Source organism: Guggenheimella bovis (genome assembly GCF_054492335.1).
The window spans coordinates 513,226-528,905 of the sequence record NZ_JBQWTF010000001.1 but is presented as its reverse complement, the minus strand read 5'-3'; the positions used below and the strand labels follow the sequence as shown (position 1 = coordinate 528,905).

The window sequence follows — 15,680 nt, the reverse complement described above, 5'->3', positions numbered from 1 at the left end:
GATGAATTTAATTCCCTATGTCATTGAAAATACACCGCGTGGGGAAAGAAGCTACGACATCTATTCAAGACTTCTTAAGGATCGCATCATCTTTTTAGGTGGTGCGATCGATGATGAGGTCGCGAATGCAGTCATCGCTCAACTATTATTTTTAGAGATGGAAGACCCCAATCAGGACATCCATCTCTATATTAATAGTCCGGGTGGTGTCGTTACGGCAGGGCTTGCTATCCACGATACGATGAAGTTCATTAAGCCTGACGTATCGACGATCTGTGTCGGCCTCGCAGCCAGTATGGCGAGCTTCTTACTCGCAGCCGGTACTCCAGGAAAGCGCTTTATGCTAAAGAATGCAGAAGTGCTTCTTCATCAACCACTCGGTGGTACTCAGGGTCAAGCAGAAGACATCCGTATTCACGCAGAGCACATCATTAATACGAGAAAGAAACTCAATCAGCTCTACGCGAAGTATACGAAACAGACACTTAGAAAGATTGAAAAGGATACGGATCGCGATTTTATCATGGACAGCGAAGCTGCCAAAGCGTATGGCATTGTCGATGCCATTCTAGAACAAAGGAAGTAACATGGAAAAAGACAGAAGATGTTCTTTTTGCGGTAAAAGCCAAGATGAGGTAGAACGCCTCGTCTATGCAGAGCATGCAGCCATCTGCAATGAGTGTGTAGAAATATGCAAAGAGATCATTGAGCCTGAAGAAGACGTTTACAGTGAGCCTGTAGAACTCGGAGAAGTACCGACGCCTAAAGAGATGAAGGCTTTTTTAGATGAATACGTCATCGGTCAAGATCAGGCAAAGAAGATGCTTAGTGTGGCTGTCTACAACCACTATAAGAGAATTCAAGCGAAGGAAAAGGATGAATCGATCGATAAGAGTAACATCCTCTTAATTGGTCCCACGGGAAGTGGTAAGACATATCTAGCAGAGACTCTTGCAAAGGTCCTAAAGGTTCCCTTTGCGATCGCTGATGCGACGAGTCTTACAGAAGCAGGTTACGTCGGTGAGGACGTCGAAAACATCCTACTAAAGCTCTTACATGCAGCCGATTTTAATATCGAGCGAGCAGAAACGGGAATCATCTATATCGATGAAATCGATAAGATTTCTAGAAAGAGCGAGAATGTCTCTATCACTCGAGACGTGAGTGGTGAAGGCGTTCAGCAAGCACTCCTAAAGATCATCGAGGGAACGATTGCGGCCGTTCCTCCTCAAGGTGGAAGAAAGCATCCTCAACAGGAGTTCATTCACTTAAACACAAAGAACATCCTCTTTATCTTAGGAGGAGCCTTTGAGGGACTCGATAGCATCATCAAACGCCGCATCGGTAAAAAGAGCCTAGGCTTTAGCGCAAACCTCAGTAAAAACGAGGAATCGATCGGCGATGTATTAGAAAAAGTCGAATCGAAGGATCTCCTGACCTACGGTTTGATTCCTGAATTCATCGGACGTGTTCCTGTCATTGCGACCCTAAAGGAACTCGATGAGGAAGCGCTTATTAGCATTTTAAGAGAACCTAAAAATGCCATTACGAAGCAATATCAAAAGCTTCTAAGCTACGATGAGGTAGAGCTTCGCTTTGAAGAAGAAGCACTCAAACTCATTGCCAAAGAAGCACTAAAAAAAGAAACTGGTGCGAGGGGACTTAAGAATATTCTGGAAAAAGTCATGCTCGATACGATGTATGAGATTCCAGGATCTAAAGATAAGAAGAGCGTAGTTATTACAGAGAAGCTCGTTAAAGAAAGAATTGAAGAAGCTTCTTAGAAAGGAGCACCCATGACATTACCTCTCATTCCGCTACGCGGATTGATTATTTTCCCATATATGGTTCTATATTTCGACGTCGGTCGAGAAAAGAGCATTCGAGCTCTTGAAGAAGCGATGCTTCGCGATCAAGAGATCTTCCTTACGACGCAAAAGGACCTCGAAGTAGAAAATCCTACGACAGATGACTTCTACAAGTTAGGTACCATCGTAAAGATCAAGCAGATGCTGAAGCTTCCTGGTGATGCCGTGCGCGTCCTCGTAGAAGGACAGTACCGTGCTGAGATCAGAGAATTCGTACCAAATGATGAGTTCTTTGAAGCCGAGTGCGAAGTCTTTAAAGATGAAGACTTTTCAAAAGATATCGAAGCCATGGCACTATCACGTGTCATTAAGGAGACCTTCTCCAAGCTTTCACAGATCTCAAACCGCATCCCACCAGAGATGATCGTAAGCTTAAGTAACATCGAAGATCCAGCTCGCTTTAGCGATCTCATCGCTCCGCAACTAGGAATCGGAATCGATAAGAAACAAGAGCTTCTAGAAGCCACCGATGTGAAGGAAAGACTCACAAAGATCTATGAGCTTCTTCTTCAAGAGATCGAGATCTTTGAAGTCGAAAAGGACATTACGGACCGCGTCAAAGATCAGATTAATAAGATGCAAAAGGAATACTTCTTACGTGAGCAAATGAAAGTTATTCAACAGGAGCTCGGTGAAGAAGAGGATTCCAAGAGTGAAGCCGAGAAGTATCTCGAAGCACTCAATGAACTCAAGCTTAAAAAGGACATCCATGAAAAGGTAGAAAAGGAGATTAAGAAGTTCTCTAAGATGAATCCTTCTTCTCCTGATAGCATGGTGAGCCGCAACTATATTGAATGGATTCTAGATCTCCCTTGGAATAAGCAGACGAAAGAAAGAATCGATCTAAAGCACGCAAGAGAGATCCTAGATAGCGACCACTTTGGCCTTGAAAAGGTCAAAGAGCGCGTCATCGAATACCTCGCCGTAAGAAAGCTTACGAATTCACTCAAAGGACCGATCATTTGTCTTGTAGGTCCCCCAGGCGTCGGTAAGACCTCGATCGCTTCTTCCATCGCAAAGAGCTTAAACCGAAAGTTCATCCGCATGAGCCTAGGAGGTGTTCGCGATGAAGCCGAAATTCGCGGTCACAGAAGGACGTATATCGGAGCCATTCCTGGTCGCATTATGACGCACATCAAGGAAGTAAAGAGCAAGAATCCGCTCTTCTTATTCGATGAAATCGATAAGATTTCTAGCGATTTTAGAGGAGATCCGGCAAGTGCTCTCCTTGAGGTCTTAGATCCTGAGCAAAATAAGACCTTCCAAGATCACTATTTAGAAATTCCTTTTGACCTTTCAAAGGTCATGTTCTTAACGACGGCAAACTCCGTTGCAACGATTCCTGCACCGCTCTTAGACCGCATGGAAGTCATCGAAGTGAACGGATATACGCTATTCGAGAAGGAAGAAATTGCCAAGCGCTACCTCGTTCCAAAACAGCTTAAAGAAAATGGCTTAGAAGGAAAGAAAGTCACCTTTTCAAAAGATGCCCTCTTAAGTCTCATCGAAGAATATACGGCAGAAAGTGGTGTGCGTGGTCTCGAACGAAAGATTGCAGAGGTCTTACGTAAGGTCGCTACGATCATCGTAGAAAAGGACCGCGAGAGCTTCTCCGTCACAAAGAGAAACCTAGAGACATTCCTAGGTGCTCCACGTTATAAGAGAGATCTACGAGGGGAAGAGAATCAAGTGGGTGTCGTAACGGGACTCGCTTGGACGAGTGTCGGTGGTGCGACGCTTGAAGTCGAAGTAAACCTGATGCCTGGTAAGGGCAATCTAAGTCTTACTGGTCAATTAGGTGACGTTATGAAGGAGTCGGCTCAAGCTGGCTTTACCTATACGAGAAGCGTATCGAAGCGCTTTGGTATAAAAGAAGACGTCTTCTCAAAGACCGATGTACACATTCACGTACCAGAAGGAGCCGTTCCTAAAGACGGTCCATCTGCTGGTATTACGATGGCAACAGCGATGATTTCAGCCTTCACCAATCGAAAGATCAAGAGTAATGTCGCGATGACCGGTGAAATCACCCTTCGCGGTAGAGTCCTTCCGATCGGAGGACTTCGTGAAAAGCTCCTCGCTGCCAAACGCTTTGGAATCGATACGGTCCTCATTCCTTTTGACAACAAGAGGGATCTCGATGAGGTACCGAGTAATGTACTAAAAGGCCTCACCGTTCATCCGGTAAAGACCATGGATGAAGTATTAGAGTATGCTTTGGAGGAACAATGAAGATTAGAGAAGCGACCTTTCTAGGTAGCTTTCCCTCACTCGACAAGTGTCCAAAGGAGCTTCTACCAGAGATAGCCCTTGCAGGGCGAAGTAATGTAGGGAAGAGCTCCTTATTAAACATGCTCTTAAACCGAAAGAACTTTGCCAGGACTTCATCGACACCTGGTAAGACCCAGCTTCTCAATTTCTACGAGATCAATAAATCCTTCCGCTTCGTAGACCTTCCTGGTTACGGTTATGCGAAGGTCTCGAAAGAAAAGCTCAAAAGCTGGGGAAAGTCGATCGAAGAGTACCTCTTACAGAGAGAGTGTATTCTAGATATTTTCTTACTCCTCGATATCCGAAGAGAGCCTTCTGAAGAAGACCTTCAGATGTACCATTTTATAAAAAGTGAAGGATATCGTGGAACGATCGTGATCACAAAGGCCGATAAGCTGACACAAAGTGAGCTCGCTCGCTATAAGAATCGAATTGTCGATTATCTAGGTGCAGAGAGTGAAAATGTCTTCATTACGAGTAGCACCAAACAGCGAGGAAAGTATCCGCTTTGGGATCACATCAACCGATTATTTGAAGAACACGATCTCGACATCGTCGTCGAGAGACAGGAGAAGGAATGAATCCAAACGTCGTTATAACAATGCAAAATGGTGACATGATCGAACTAGAGCTCTATCCAGAGCTCGCTCCAAAGACCGTCGAAAACTTCTTAAAGCTTGTAGACGACGGCTTTTACGATGGACTCACCTTCCATCGCATTATTAAGGGCTTCATGATTCAAGGTGGAGACCCCGATGGAAATGGAATGGGTGGCCCAGGCTATTCGATCTTCGGAGAATTCAAGCTCAATGGCTTCTCAAACCCCATTAAGCATGAACGTGGCGTCATCAGCATGGCGAGAAGCCAAGATCCAAACTCAGCTGGAAGCCAATTTTTCATCATGCACGATTCAGCACCGCACTTAGATGGCTCCTATGCAGCCTTTGGTCGCGTGGTAGAGGGAATTGAAGTGGTCGATCGCATTGCAGGAAGTCGCACGGGACGCATGGATAGACCGGTTGAACCTGTTGTGATGAAGTCGATTAAGAGAAAATAAAAATCAAAAGATTCTCTAAAACAGTGTTGGAACACTTGATTTAGAGCTAAGAACGGGCTAATCCCATGGAATGAGGTTAGCTCGTTTTTGTTTAGGCTAGAAAATAATATCCTTCGTGTTCGGAAATCACGAAGGAGCGTAGTAGAAGGAAACTTGTTGGATAAGATTGAACCGGTTTTCTAATCCTCATGTATTCTCATCTATCATCGTTGAATACGCAGACGATATCGAGCAGGCAAAAGTATGGAATTACGAAGATGGAGAAATGTTTCCTATTGACTAGGGCGAAGACAAAATCTTTTGATTTAATGTTGAAAGAAATAGAGAACGAAGCCAATTAACCACCTGTACCTCTGGTTTTCTTGAATGACCAAATGAAAAAATCGTATCATTCAAGTAGAGCGTAATATTCTCAAGAGAAGTTGGAGAATTTGCATGAGTTAACTAAAAGTTGCGTTTTAGTTGGTAGACGCAACTTATCTATGTTATCTATAATAAAAGAAAGAGAAAGGAGAAAAGAGTCAATGCCTATCAATTCTTTTATTTTAATTTTATTGGTGGTAGTAATATCAGCCATTGTTATTTACTTAATGATTATAATAGTTAAGGCTTTAAAAAAATATATTTCTTCTTCAAAGATTAGAGAAGAAAAAAACGATATTGCCAAATCTCTTGGAGAAATAATTAAGCAACATAGAATCAATTGTAAAATGACACAAGAATTTGTGGCAGAATCTTTAGGTGTAAGTAGACAGGCCGTATCAAAATGGGAAACAGGAGCATCTAATCCAAGCACAGCGAATTTGATTGCATTATCAAAACTTTATGGAGTATCCGCGAAGGATATTTTATCAAATATAGATAAGGAGGGAATAAGATGAAAATGATTCCTACTATTGCCCTAGATGTGGGAAAAAATCGAATTTAAATAGTTTTTTATTTGTAGATCTATAAAAAAAGAGCCTATCCTTTCGGATAGGCTTTCTTTTGTCTTATTGTGGTTGTACGTTGACAGCGCGTAGTCTACCAGGATTCTTTGGATCCTCTTCTGTGTTGAATACGACTGTTTGTCCTTCGTTAAGTGTTCTGAAACCTGTTGTTTCAATTGCTGAGAAGTGTACGAATACGTCTGTACCATTTTCGTCAGAGATAAATCCGTATCCCTTGTCTGCATTAAACCATTTAACTGTACCCTTGTTCATAGGTACCTCCTAAAAAATATTTTGTACCTGTGAACGAAGAACTCTCTTAGGGCAAACAACTGTCTGTCTTGGATCATTTTCATAACTAGTACTTCTTTACTATATCAGTGAACGAATAGAAAAGCAAGCACAAAAGATTTTTTTACATGGTAAAGAGCAAAAAGAGGAAGTGAGCACTAATTCCTGCACAGAGTCCACCGATCGTATGACTTAAGATCGCCTTACCTGTAAGTTCTCTCACATGAAGCGCATCCATCATCGAAACGTGTGTCGAAAGGTAACCGGACCAGCACATACCCATGGCCGTAAAGACAGCAATGTCATTTGGTCCAATGAGGTTTTGCTGAAGAAGCTTTGGTACGAGTGCCATGGCAGCTCCTACAGCGCCTAAAGAAGTGATCGGAAAGCTAATCGCTTCAGGTGATGTAAAGCCAAAGAGAAGGTTTGTAACGGGAGAGATGATCTTTCCGAGCTTTGGTAGAAGCTCAATACCTTCATAGGCTACACCCTTATAGATCTTGGCACCCGTCTGTGGATCTACAGATGGTCCAAAGGTTAGGATGAGTACGATCGTACAGATGAAGAGTACGCCTGGAATGATTGCAAGGCCCATTTCCACACCGCTTTGACCACCGTTTAAGATGGCATTGAGTGCTCTTTCAAAGACCGATCCGTCTGGAACCTCACGCTCAGCAAAGAAGTTTTCTTTAAACTCTTTTCCTACGAGCTTGAGGCTTACTTTTCGCTTTTCTCCCGTTGCGTTGTAGAACTTCTTTGTAAAGTGAAGCATGATACGTACAGATACGACGCTACCAATGATCGCTCCTAAGTTACCAACGAGCGTCGGGAGGAGGAAATCGGTACGAATACCGATCATGTACGTAGAGAGGATGAGACCCATGCCAAAGCCCGTTCCTAGGTTACAAAGTGAAGGAATCTCGTAGTCCTTAAAGAAGGAACGGAAATTTTTGTTGTTTGCTAGTGGAATGATGGCTGGGTTATCCGATAGGTAGGTTGTGAGTGCTCCAACGCTAGCAGCTCCAGGGAGTCCGTAGAGAGGACGCATAATGGGGCTAATAAAAATATTTATAAGATGCACGACGCCAAACTCAGTAAGTAATGCTCCGATAGCTCCTGCGAGGACTGCGATAGCCATGATAAAAAAGACCGTCTCCAGAAGCAGGTGATAGGAGGTTTGCATCATAATATTTAGCATATTGGGTCCGCCTACGACGCATGAAAAGTATGTAAAAAAGCCTACAAAGATGATTAAAAAAACAATGGTTTCAAGTGATAGTGCGCGTTTTCGTTTGTTCATGATTCCCCTCGATGATTAGACTCTTGCTCATTATACATTATACAATTTGTATTGCTAGATCCTTTGGCGATCAAAGAAAATATTTTTTTCGCTGATGCTTAAGGGAATACCAAAGGCAGCATAGCAATTCTCCATCCATCCGAGAGATAGTGCTGCTTTTCCTAAGGTGAACATGACGCGGTTATCGATTCCTAAGGTTTGAGCAAGGGAAAGTGCACTTCCTAAAGCGATTCCTAGGTCAATGAGGTCGTAGGCGCATCTTCCTTTATTCTTCATCTTGTTTTTGCAGTCGCCGAAGCCACAGTAGCCACATTGAGGAACGCCTCTCGTTTGGTCTTTCGTTCCTACGAGGACGATCGTTTGAATCGAATTTAAATTTTCTGCATCTCGAATAAAGTAAGGCGTATCGCTTTCTATGCCTAGGCGTACGATTTCCTCTTGCAGTGCTTTGATGTCTTCCTTTTCAGCTAAGCGGTAGACGAGCGAATCTTTTCCTGCAGCTTTGGGGGCCGTTTTGGCTCGTGCAATGAGCTGGGTTGCAGCCATTTCTAGAGCTGTCGAAAAAATGTCAATTTCTTGTTTCATTTCAATCCTTTCGAGTTAATTGGGTGCCTTTTGGATATATTATAATATAGTGTAAGGGAGGATGCCATGTTCGACATACCCGAAAGTTTTATTGACTCGTATATACACGGTGAAACGGATGAAGCATACCGTTATTTTGGCGCACACAAAATCACGCTGGATGGCCAGGTGGGTGTGCGTTTTTCTGTTTATGCACCGCACGCTAAACGCGTTTACGTCTCGAGCTCGAGAAATAACTGGAGTAGAGATTGGGATCAATTGGTGGAAGTAAAGTCTGGCGTCTTTGCAAACTTCTTTCCTCACTACGACGTGGGCGATCTCTATAAATATGCGATCGTTACGAATCTTGATAATACGATATTAAAGAGCGATCCTTATGCTTTTTCGAGCGAAAAATCTCCTAGTACAGCGAGCGTTGTATCGAATGTCTACGACTTCCAGTGGAACGATCAGACTTGGATGGAACGACGAGGTGAAAAAGATCACCTGAAAGAACCCATGAACATCTACGAGGTCAATCTTGCGAGCTGGAGACGCTGGAATCATACCGAATATTATTCATATGACCGGATCGCAGAAGAACTCGTACCTTATGTCAAGGATCTAGGTTATACGCACGTCGAACTCATGCCTGTTACAGAGTATCCCTTCGATGGAAGCTGGGGCTACCAACAGACCGGTTACTTCAGTGCAAACTCTCGCTTCGGTGAGCCACATGGTTTGATGCACTTAATCGATCGCTTTCATGAAGAAGGAATCGGCGTCATCTTAGACTGGGTTCCCTCTCACTATGCACAGGACTCCCACGGTCTTCGTTACTTCGACGGCTGTGCCCTTTATGAATCGGATTACTATCACGATGCCTACAACCGTCAGTGGGACACCATGAACTTCGACTTTGGAAGAAAACACGTCTGTAACTTCTTCTACTCGAACGCCAAATTTTTAGCTGAAATCTACCATGCCGATGGCCTGCGAATGGACGCTGTAAGCTTTATGATCCATAGACAGGACCATACCTACCGGGCAGGGGAGACGAGAGAAGAAGCCGTTCAGTTTATAAAAAATATCAATATCCGCATGGGTGCGATCCCCGGTTTTCTCATGTTTGCAGAAGATTCTAGCGCCTACTACGGTGTCACCAAACCCATCTATCTCGGGGGCTTGGGCTTCCATTATAAGTGGAACATGGGCTGGATGAACGATACACTCACTTACTTTCAAGCTCCCTTTGAAAGCCGCAGAGACCTTCATGATAAACTCACCTTTTCTATGATGTACGCCTACAGTGAACACTTCGTTTTACCGCTTTCTCACGATGAAGTTGTGCACCTAAAGAAATCTCTTATAGAAAAGATGGTCGGAAATCTCGAGAGTCGCTTCCGCTCGCTACGAGTTCTCATGCTCTACCAGTACACCCTTCCTGGAAAGAAACTTCTCTTCATGGGAGGTGAGTTCGCTCAGTACCACGAGTGGAGGGATCACACCGATCTCGACTGGTTCCTCTTAGATCACAAAAGGAATCAGAACCACTTCCAATATATTAAAGCCTTAAATCACTTCTACAAAGCGCATCCTGCCCTTTGGATGGAAGAGACGAGCTGGGACGGATTCGAATGGATTCACGTCAATGATCGTGACCGAGGCATCCTCGCCTATAAAAGGCTTTGTGCCGATGAAGAGCTCGTCGTCCTACTCAACATGTCACCCTATGAGCATCGAGATATCGATCTCGGGGAGTATGGTTCGATGAAAGTCGTCTTTAGCACACTTGATGTACCGTATCAAACGGTTCACCCCAATTGGGGACGCATTCAATTTTCAATCCCACCACTGAGTGGTGTCATTCTCAAGGAGGAATCATGATCAAGGGAAAAGTAACAGCCATGATTTTAGCAGGTGGCCAAGGATCCAGACTCAAGCAGCTTACGAGAAAAAATGCCAAACCTGCCGTTCACTTCGGCGGTAAATATCGCATTATCGACTTTGCCTTAAGTAACTGCTCAAACTCTGGTATTACAGACGTAGGTATTCTTACGCAGTACCAGCCACTCGCTCTCAATACACACATCGGTACGGGTGTTCCGTGGGACTTAGACCGAAAAAATGGCGGTGTCGAAATCCTTCCTCCTTATACCTCAACCGAAGGAAGCATCTGGTACCGAGGAACAGCGAGTGCCATCTATGAAAACATGGATTACATCGACCTTCAGGATCCTGAATTCCTTCTCATCTTAAGTGGTGACCACATTTATAAGATGGACTACTCCAAAATGATACGCCTTCATAAGGAGAAAAAAGCCGACGTGACGATTAGCGTCATCGAGGTTCCCTGGGAAGAGACATCGCGCTTTGGAATCTTAAATACACTTCCTGACGATACCATTTATGAATTTGAAGAAAAGCCCAAAAATGCGAAGAACAACCTCGCTTCCATGGGCATTTACGTCTTCAACTGGGCACAGTTAAGAAAAGATTTAATCAACGACCACAAGAACGAGGATAGTTCGCACGATTTTGGTAAGGACATCATCCCTAATGCCTTAAAGAACGAGCAATACCTCTTAGCCTATCGCTTCGAAGGCTACTGGAAAGACGTAGGAACGGTCGATAGCTACTGGGAAGCCAACATGGACCTCTTAGATCCCGATAACCAGCTCGACCTCTTTGATGAATCGTGGAAAATTGCCTCAAAGAACCTAGACGATGCACCGCACTACATCGGTAAAGAAGGTGACGTCGACAACTGCCTCTTAAATGAAGGCTGTGTCGTTCATGGAAAGGTTCGTAACTCCATTCTTTCTACCGGTGTAGAAATTGGTAGAGGATCAGAAGTATACGACAGTGTCATCCTTCCTAACGTAAAAATCGGTGACAATGTCAAAGTCTATAAGTCGATCATTATGAGTAAAAACGTCATCAAAGACAATCAGGTGATCGGAAATCAGACCGGAGAAATTACACTCATTGGATCTCGTGATCTAGGGCTCTTTTAGGAGGAAGCATGAAAAACAATGTATTAGGTGTCATTAACCTCGGAGAACGCGAAGATCACATTCGCGAACTCACCTTAAATCGTCCCATCGCAGCCATTCCCTTCGGTGGACGTTATCGCATCATCGACTTCATGCTTTCGAACATGGTTCACTCTGGAATCGACACGATCGCCATGGTATTAAATGACAAGTTCCATTCCTTAAATGACCACATCGGTCCTGGAAAACAATGGGACCTAGACCGTAAGACGGGTGGACTCCGCATGCTCTACCCGGACTTCATCAATGACCGCATAAAAGTTAGCGTCGGAGATATCAATCAGTTCCACGATAACATCGGTTACTTCGAACGCACCAATAAAGAGCATATCCTCTTGACGCGATCGAACTACATTGCAAATATCGACTTCACCGAAGCCTTGACGAAGCACGAAGAGGACGGTAACGATGTCACCGTCCTTACGCGTAAAGTGGAAAATGGCAAAGGAAGAACAGACCTCTTAGGTCTCGACATGGTTTCAAGAGAAGACGGAAGAGTCTCGGTTGGAAGAAACCTAGGTAACCAGACGACCGTCGAGATCTCGATCGAGATGTATATCATTAAAAAAGAAGTCTTTCTAACGATCCTCCGAGAGGCGATCGAGCAGGGGACCTACCTCTACTTTAAAGATGCTCTCTTAGAAAAGCTTCGCCACCTAAAAGCTGGTACCTTTGAGATCGATTCCGACGTTCAGCCCATTACATCGACTCAAAGCTACTACAATGCATCGATGCAATTACTCGATCCCGACTATGCCAAGTACCTCTTCTATAAGCATGGAAAGATCTATACCAAAGTAAAAGACGCGCCATCGACCATCTATCTAGGAAATACAAGCGTAGAAAACTCCCTCATCGCAAACGGTTGTATCATTAAAGGTGTCGTCGAAAACTGCGTTCTCTTCCGTGGTGTAAAAATCGGAAAGAACTCCGTCGTAAGAAATTCGATTCTCTTCCAGGATACGGTGATCGGAGAGAACTGCCAGATCAATAATTGCATCTTCGATAAAAATGTCGAGATCGCAGATGAAAAGACGCTCATGGGAGTGGGCGGAGTACCTTATGTCCTTAAGAAAGGAGTCATCGTTCGATGAAAATCTACTTCGCAGCGAGTGAATCGGCTCCTTACGTAAAAACAGGAGGACTTGCAGACGTTGCAAGTTCGCTTCCAAAAGCACTCGCAAAACTTGGGCACGACGTACGAGTCGTCATCCCTCTGTATTCAAGCATTCCCTATGAGCTTCGAAAGGACTTTACGTTCCTAAAAAGCTTCTATATCTCGATTCCTAATGTCAATCAGTACGTAGGAATCTTTGAAACCGTTCGAGACGATGTTCATTACTACTTTGTAGATAACGAATATTACTTTGCAAGAAGTCAGCTCTACGGCTTCGGTGATGATGGAGAACGCTTTGCATACTTCTGTAGAGCCATTTTAGAAGTTCTCGTTGAGACAGAATTTTACCCTGACATCATTCACTTAAATGACTGGCATACGGCCGCTGCAGCTGCTCTCTTTAAAGACCAGTACGTCCAGCGTGAAGGCTTCCACGATACCAAGGTCATCTTTACCATTCATAACTTAAAGTATCAAGGAATCTTTCCCTATTCCGTCATGAAAGACCAACTCGGTTTAGGTGATCGCTACTTCACCTACGATAAACTCGAATACTTTGGAAACTTGAACTTCATGAAGGCCGGCATCGCCTTTAGTGACTTCATTACGACCGTCTCAAAGACGTATGCAAGTGAGATTCAATACTCCTACTACGCTGAAGGGCTTCATTCCATGCTCCTTCATAAGGCCAACATGATTCGAGGCATTACAAACGGCATCGACTATGAATCGTATAATCCAGAGACCGATGACGAGATCTTCAGTCACTATAAAGTGAAGAATGCACATAAGAAGGCCAATAATAAGGTAGAGCTTCAAAAGCTCTTGGGCTTAAAGGTTGATCCCGATATTCCTATGGTGAGTGTCGTAAGTCGCATTGTAAGTGACAAAGGAATGGACCTCATCGACTTCATCTTTGAAGAATTGATGGAAGAGGACATCCAATTTGTTCTCCTAGGAACAGGGGATAAGGAGTACGAAGATAAGTTCATCGAGTACGCTAGACACTATAAGTCTAGAGTCTCTACAAACATCTTCTTTAGTGAAAGCCTCGCAAGAAAAATCTATGCAGGAAGTGACATCTTCCTCATGCCATCTCGCTTTGAGCCGTGTGGACTGAGTCAGCTAATCGCCATGCGCTATGGAACGATCCCCGTCGTAAGGCAGACGGGTGGATTAAACGATACGGTCATTCCATATAACCGCTTTACGGGAGCTGGAACGGGCTTTGGCTTTGTAAACTACAATGCACATGAACTCCTCTTTACGATTAAAGATGCCCTCTATTACTATTCACAGAAGGACCTCTGGGAGCGCATTCGCACGCAAGCTATGAACCGTAATTCCAGCTGGGATGAATCCGCCAAGCAGTATGTCGATCTCTACCATATGGTGCTAAACGACCGATGAATCACGTAGCAACCTATAAGCGACTAGGAAGCTTTTATACGAAAGAAAGAACGCTCTTTCGCGTATGGGCTCCTGGAAAAGAGATGTCGCTCTTACTCTTTAAGGATCCCTGTACACAAGAATCGACCTCGCTTCCGATGCGTTTAAACTTTGATGGAAGTCACGAGATCACGGTAGAGGGAGATCTCAAAGGTTATTACTATCTCTACCAGATCGATGGGGGTGAGACGGTCATCGATCCTTACTCGCTTTCGACCAACGCGAATTCGACTCGCTCGGCGATCGTAGACCTTGAAGAATCGAACCCAGAGGGCTTTCTCGATCATGAAAGGCCCAATCTTACCTACCAAGATGCCATCATCTATGAAACGCACTTGAGGGACTTCACTTCAGATCCCGAAGCAGGCTTTAAGAATCCTGGTACCTACCGAGCTTTTTTTCAAAAGAATACGCTCGATGGCGTACCGATCGGACTCGATTATCTAAAAGAACTCGGCGTCACGCACATTCATCTACTTCCCGTCATGGACTTTGAGAGCGTCGATGATCTTACTAGAGATTACAACTGGGGATACGACCCACTCTTGTACTTTAGCTTAGAAGGAAGTTATGCCACGGATCTAAAGGATCCTTTAAGTCGCATCCGAGAATTTAAAGAACTCGTCATGGAGATTCATAAGCGAGGAATGGGTGTGATCCTAGATGTCGTCTATAACCACACCTATAGAGCAGCCGATTCCATCTACAGTAAGCTCGTCGATGATTACTACTACCGTATGACGCCTGAGGGAAACTTCGCGAATGGAAGCGGCGTAGGCAATGAGCTCGACAGCGAACGAACCATGGTAGGACGCATGATCCTTGAGAGTTTGAGTTACTTTCAGGGAGAGTTTAAGATCGACGGCTTTCGCTTCGACCTCTTCGCCCTCATGGACATCGCTCGAACGAGAGAGATCGTTCGAAGCTTAAGGTCACTTAATGAAAACATGCTCATCTACGGTGAGCCTTGGGCTGGGGGACAGAGTACACTTTTAGTAAACAAGATGACGTTAAAGGGTTCGCAGAAGAACGAAGGCTTTGCGCTCTTTAATGACGACTTTAGAAATGCACTGAAAGGAATGAACGACGACGCTTCCACTGGATACGTTCAAGGAAATATCTTAGGAAGAAACGGAGTGCTTTCAGGCATCACAGGATCCATTTCCTTTTCCGATCAGATCTATGGTTTTACGGCGCTTCCGCATGAAAGCATCAACTACCATACATCCCACGACAACCTCATCCTCTACGACAAATTTCAGCTGAGTGGCGTAAAAGTTGAGGAGATGAAAGCGTTAACGAAGCTCACCTTTGCGATCGAGCTTCTAAGCTTTGGCATTCCCTTCATTCACGCAGGCACTGAATTTTTACGTACCAAAGAGCTTTCCCCTAATAGCTATAACTTAGGCGATGAAGTGAACGCTATCCGCTGGAGAAACGTCATCGATCACCAAGACGTCGTAGACTACGTGAAAAACTTGATTCGTTTTCGAAAGGAAGTCAAAGTCTTTTCAACCTATGATGACTTTGACATCCGAAAGCACCTCGTCTTTCTCTATTCAAAGATGGAGATCATGTACGTCTTAGAGTGCACGGAAGGTCCTTTCGAAAAACTCTTTGTCGGACATAACCCCACGAAGGAGCCGATCGAGGTTCCCTTTGACCTAAGTGGTTCAACACTTATCATTTACAATCAGCACTTTGTAGAAAAGCCCTATGAGGGAGAGCTCTTAGCGCCTCAATCTACACTCGTCGCTGGCTTTTTAAGAAAGGAATAA

14 protein-coding genes are annotated in these 15,680 nt (G+C 44.3%); 11 read left to right on the top strand and 3 right to left on the bottom strand.

What is annotated here, in order from left to right:
• The first annotated feature begins 1 nt into the window (after nucleotide 1).
• The 6 genes from ACUB3H_RS02760 (at nucleotide 2) to ACUB3H_RS02735 (ending at nucleotide 6,077) form a co-directional block, all read left to right on the top strand.
• A complete protein-coding gene (locus ACUB3H_RS02760; protein WP_459129125.1) occupies nucleotides 2–586 on the top strand; it encodes an ATP-dependent Clp protease proteolytic subunit in 585 nt (194 codons plus the stop codon).
• 1 nt (nucleotide 587) lies between these two features.
• On the top strand, nucleotides 588–1,784 hold the full coding sequence (clpX, locus tag ACUB3H_RS02755; protein WP_459129124.1) for an ATP-dependent Clp protease ATP-binding subunit ClpX: 1,197 nt from the start codon (nucleotides 588–590) through the stop codon (nucleotides 1,782–1,784).
• 12 nt (nucleotides 1,785–1,796) lie between these two features.
• On the top strand, nucleotides 1,797–4,100 hold the full coding sequence (lon, locus tag ACUB3H_RS02750) for an endopeptidase La (RefSeq protein WP_459129123.1): 2,304 nt from the start codon (nucleotides 1,797–1,799) through the stop codon (nucleotides 4,098–4,100).
• Entirely contained in the window at nucleotides 4,097–4,720 is a 624-nt protein-coding gene (gene yihA, locus ACUB3H_RS02745; RefSeq protein WP_459129122.1) for a ribosome biogenesis GTP-binding protein YihA/YsxC, read from the top strand. Before lon ends, yihA begins: the two co-directional genes overlap by 4 nt.
• On the top strand, nucleotides 4,717–5,196 hold the full coding sequence (locus ACUB3H_RS02740; protein ID WP_459129121.1) for a peptidylprolyl isomerase: 480 nt from the start codon (nucleotides 4,717–4,719) through the stop codon (nucleotides 5,194–5,196). Before yihA ends, ACUB3H_RS02740 begins: the two co-directional genes overlap by 4 nt.
• 431 nt (nucleotides 5,197–5,627) lie before the next feature.
• The gene (locus tag ACUB3H_RS02735; protein WP_459129120.1) at nucleotides 5,628–6,077 is read left to right on the top strand and encodes a helix-turn-helix domain-containing protein; all 450 of its coding nucleotides are present in this window, start codon (nucleotides 5,628–5,630) and stop codon (nucleotides 6,075–6,077) included.
• Between the two features lie 111 nt (nucleotides 6,078–6,188).
• Here ACUB3H_RS02735 and ACUB3H_RS02730 read toward each other — a convergent pair whose 3' ends face one another.
• The 3 genes from ACUB3H_RS02730 to ACUB3H_RS02720 form a co-directional block, all read right to left on the bottom strand.
• On the bottom strand, nucleotides 6,189–6,398 hold the full coding sequence (locus tag ACUB3H_RS02730; RefSeq protein ID WP_459129119.1) for a cold-shock protein: 210 nt from the start codon (nucleotides 6,396–6,398) through the stop codon (nucleotides 6,189–6,191).
• Between the two features lie 142 nt (nucleotides 6,399–6,540).
• Nucleotides 6,541–7,716: a CD0519/CD1768 family membrane protein gene (locus tag ACUB3H_RS02725; RefSeq protein WP_459129118.1), complete on the bottom strand. Its 1,176-nt coding sequence runs from the start codon at nucleotides 7,714–7,716 to the stop codon at nucleotides 6,541–6,543.
• Between the two features lie 54 nt (nucleotides 7,717–7,770).
• Nucleotides 7,771–8,301, bottom strand: coding sequence for a ferredoxin domain-containing protein (locus ACUB3H_RS02720; RefSeq protein WP_459129117.1), 531 nt, complete (start codon nucleotides 8,299–8,301; stop codon nucleotides 7,771–7,773).
• 66 nt (nucleotides 8,302–8,367) lie between these two features.
• Between ACUB3H_RS02720 and glgB the strand changes: the two genes are divergently transcribed.
• The 5 genes from glgB to pulA are packed head-to-tail and all read left to right on the top strand — an operon-like array spanning nucleotide 8,368 to nucleotide 15,680.
• Nucleotides 8,368–10,167, top strand: coding sequence for a 1,4-alpha-glucan branching protein GlgB (glgB, locus tag ACUB3H_RS02715; RefSeq protein WP_459129116.1), 1,800 nt, complete (start codon nucleotides 8,368–8,370; stop codon nucleotides 10,165–10,167).
• Nucleotides 10,164–11,297 (top strand): glucose-1-phosphate adenylyltransferase, encoded by a 1,134-nt coding sequence (locus ACUB3H_RS02710; protein WP_459129115.1) that lies wholly within the window; start codon nucleotides 10,164–10,166, stop codon nucleotides 11,295–11,297. Before glgB ends, ACUB3H_RS02710 begins: the two co-directional genes overlap by 4 nt.
• 8 nt (nucleotides 11,298–11,305) lie before the next feature.
• Nucleotides 11,306–12,430 carry a glucose-1-phosphate adenylyltransferase subunit GlgD gene (gene glgD / locus ACUB3H_RS02705; protein WP_459129114.1) on the top strand — a complete coding sequence of 375 codons (1,125 nt, stop codon included), beginning with the start codon at nucleotides 11,306–11,308 and terminating at the stop codon, nucleotides 12,428–12,430.
• The gene (glgA, locus tag ACUB3H_RS02700) at nucleotides 12,427–13,863 is read left to right on the top strand and encodes a glycogen synthase GlgA (RefSeq protein WP_459129113.1); all 1,437 of its coding nucleotides are present in this window, start codon (nucleotides 12,427–12,429) and stop codon (nucleotides 13,861–13,863) included. The genes glgD and glgA overlap by 4 nt, the downstream gene beginning before the upstream one ends.
• Nucleotides 13,860–15,680, top strand: a complete 1,821-nt coding sequence (gene pulA, locus ACUB3H_RS02695; protein ID WP_459129112.1) for a type I pullulanase — start codon at nucleotides 13,860–13,862, stop codon at nucleotides 15,678–15,680. Before glgA ends, pulA begins: the two co-directional genes overlap by 4 nt.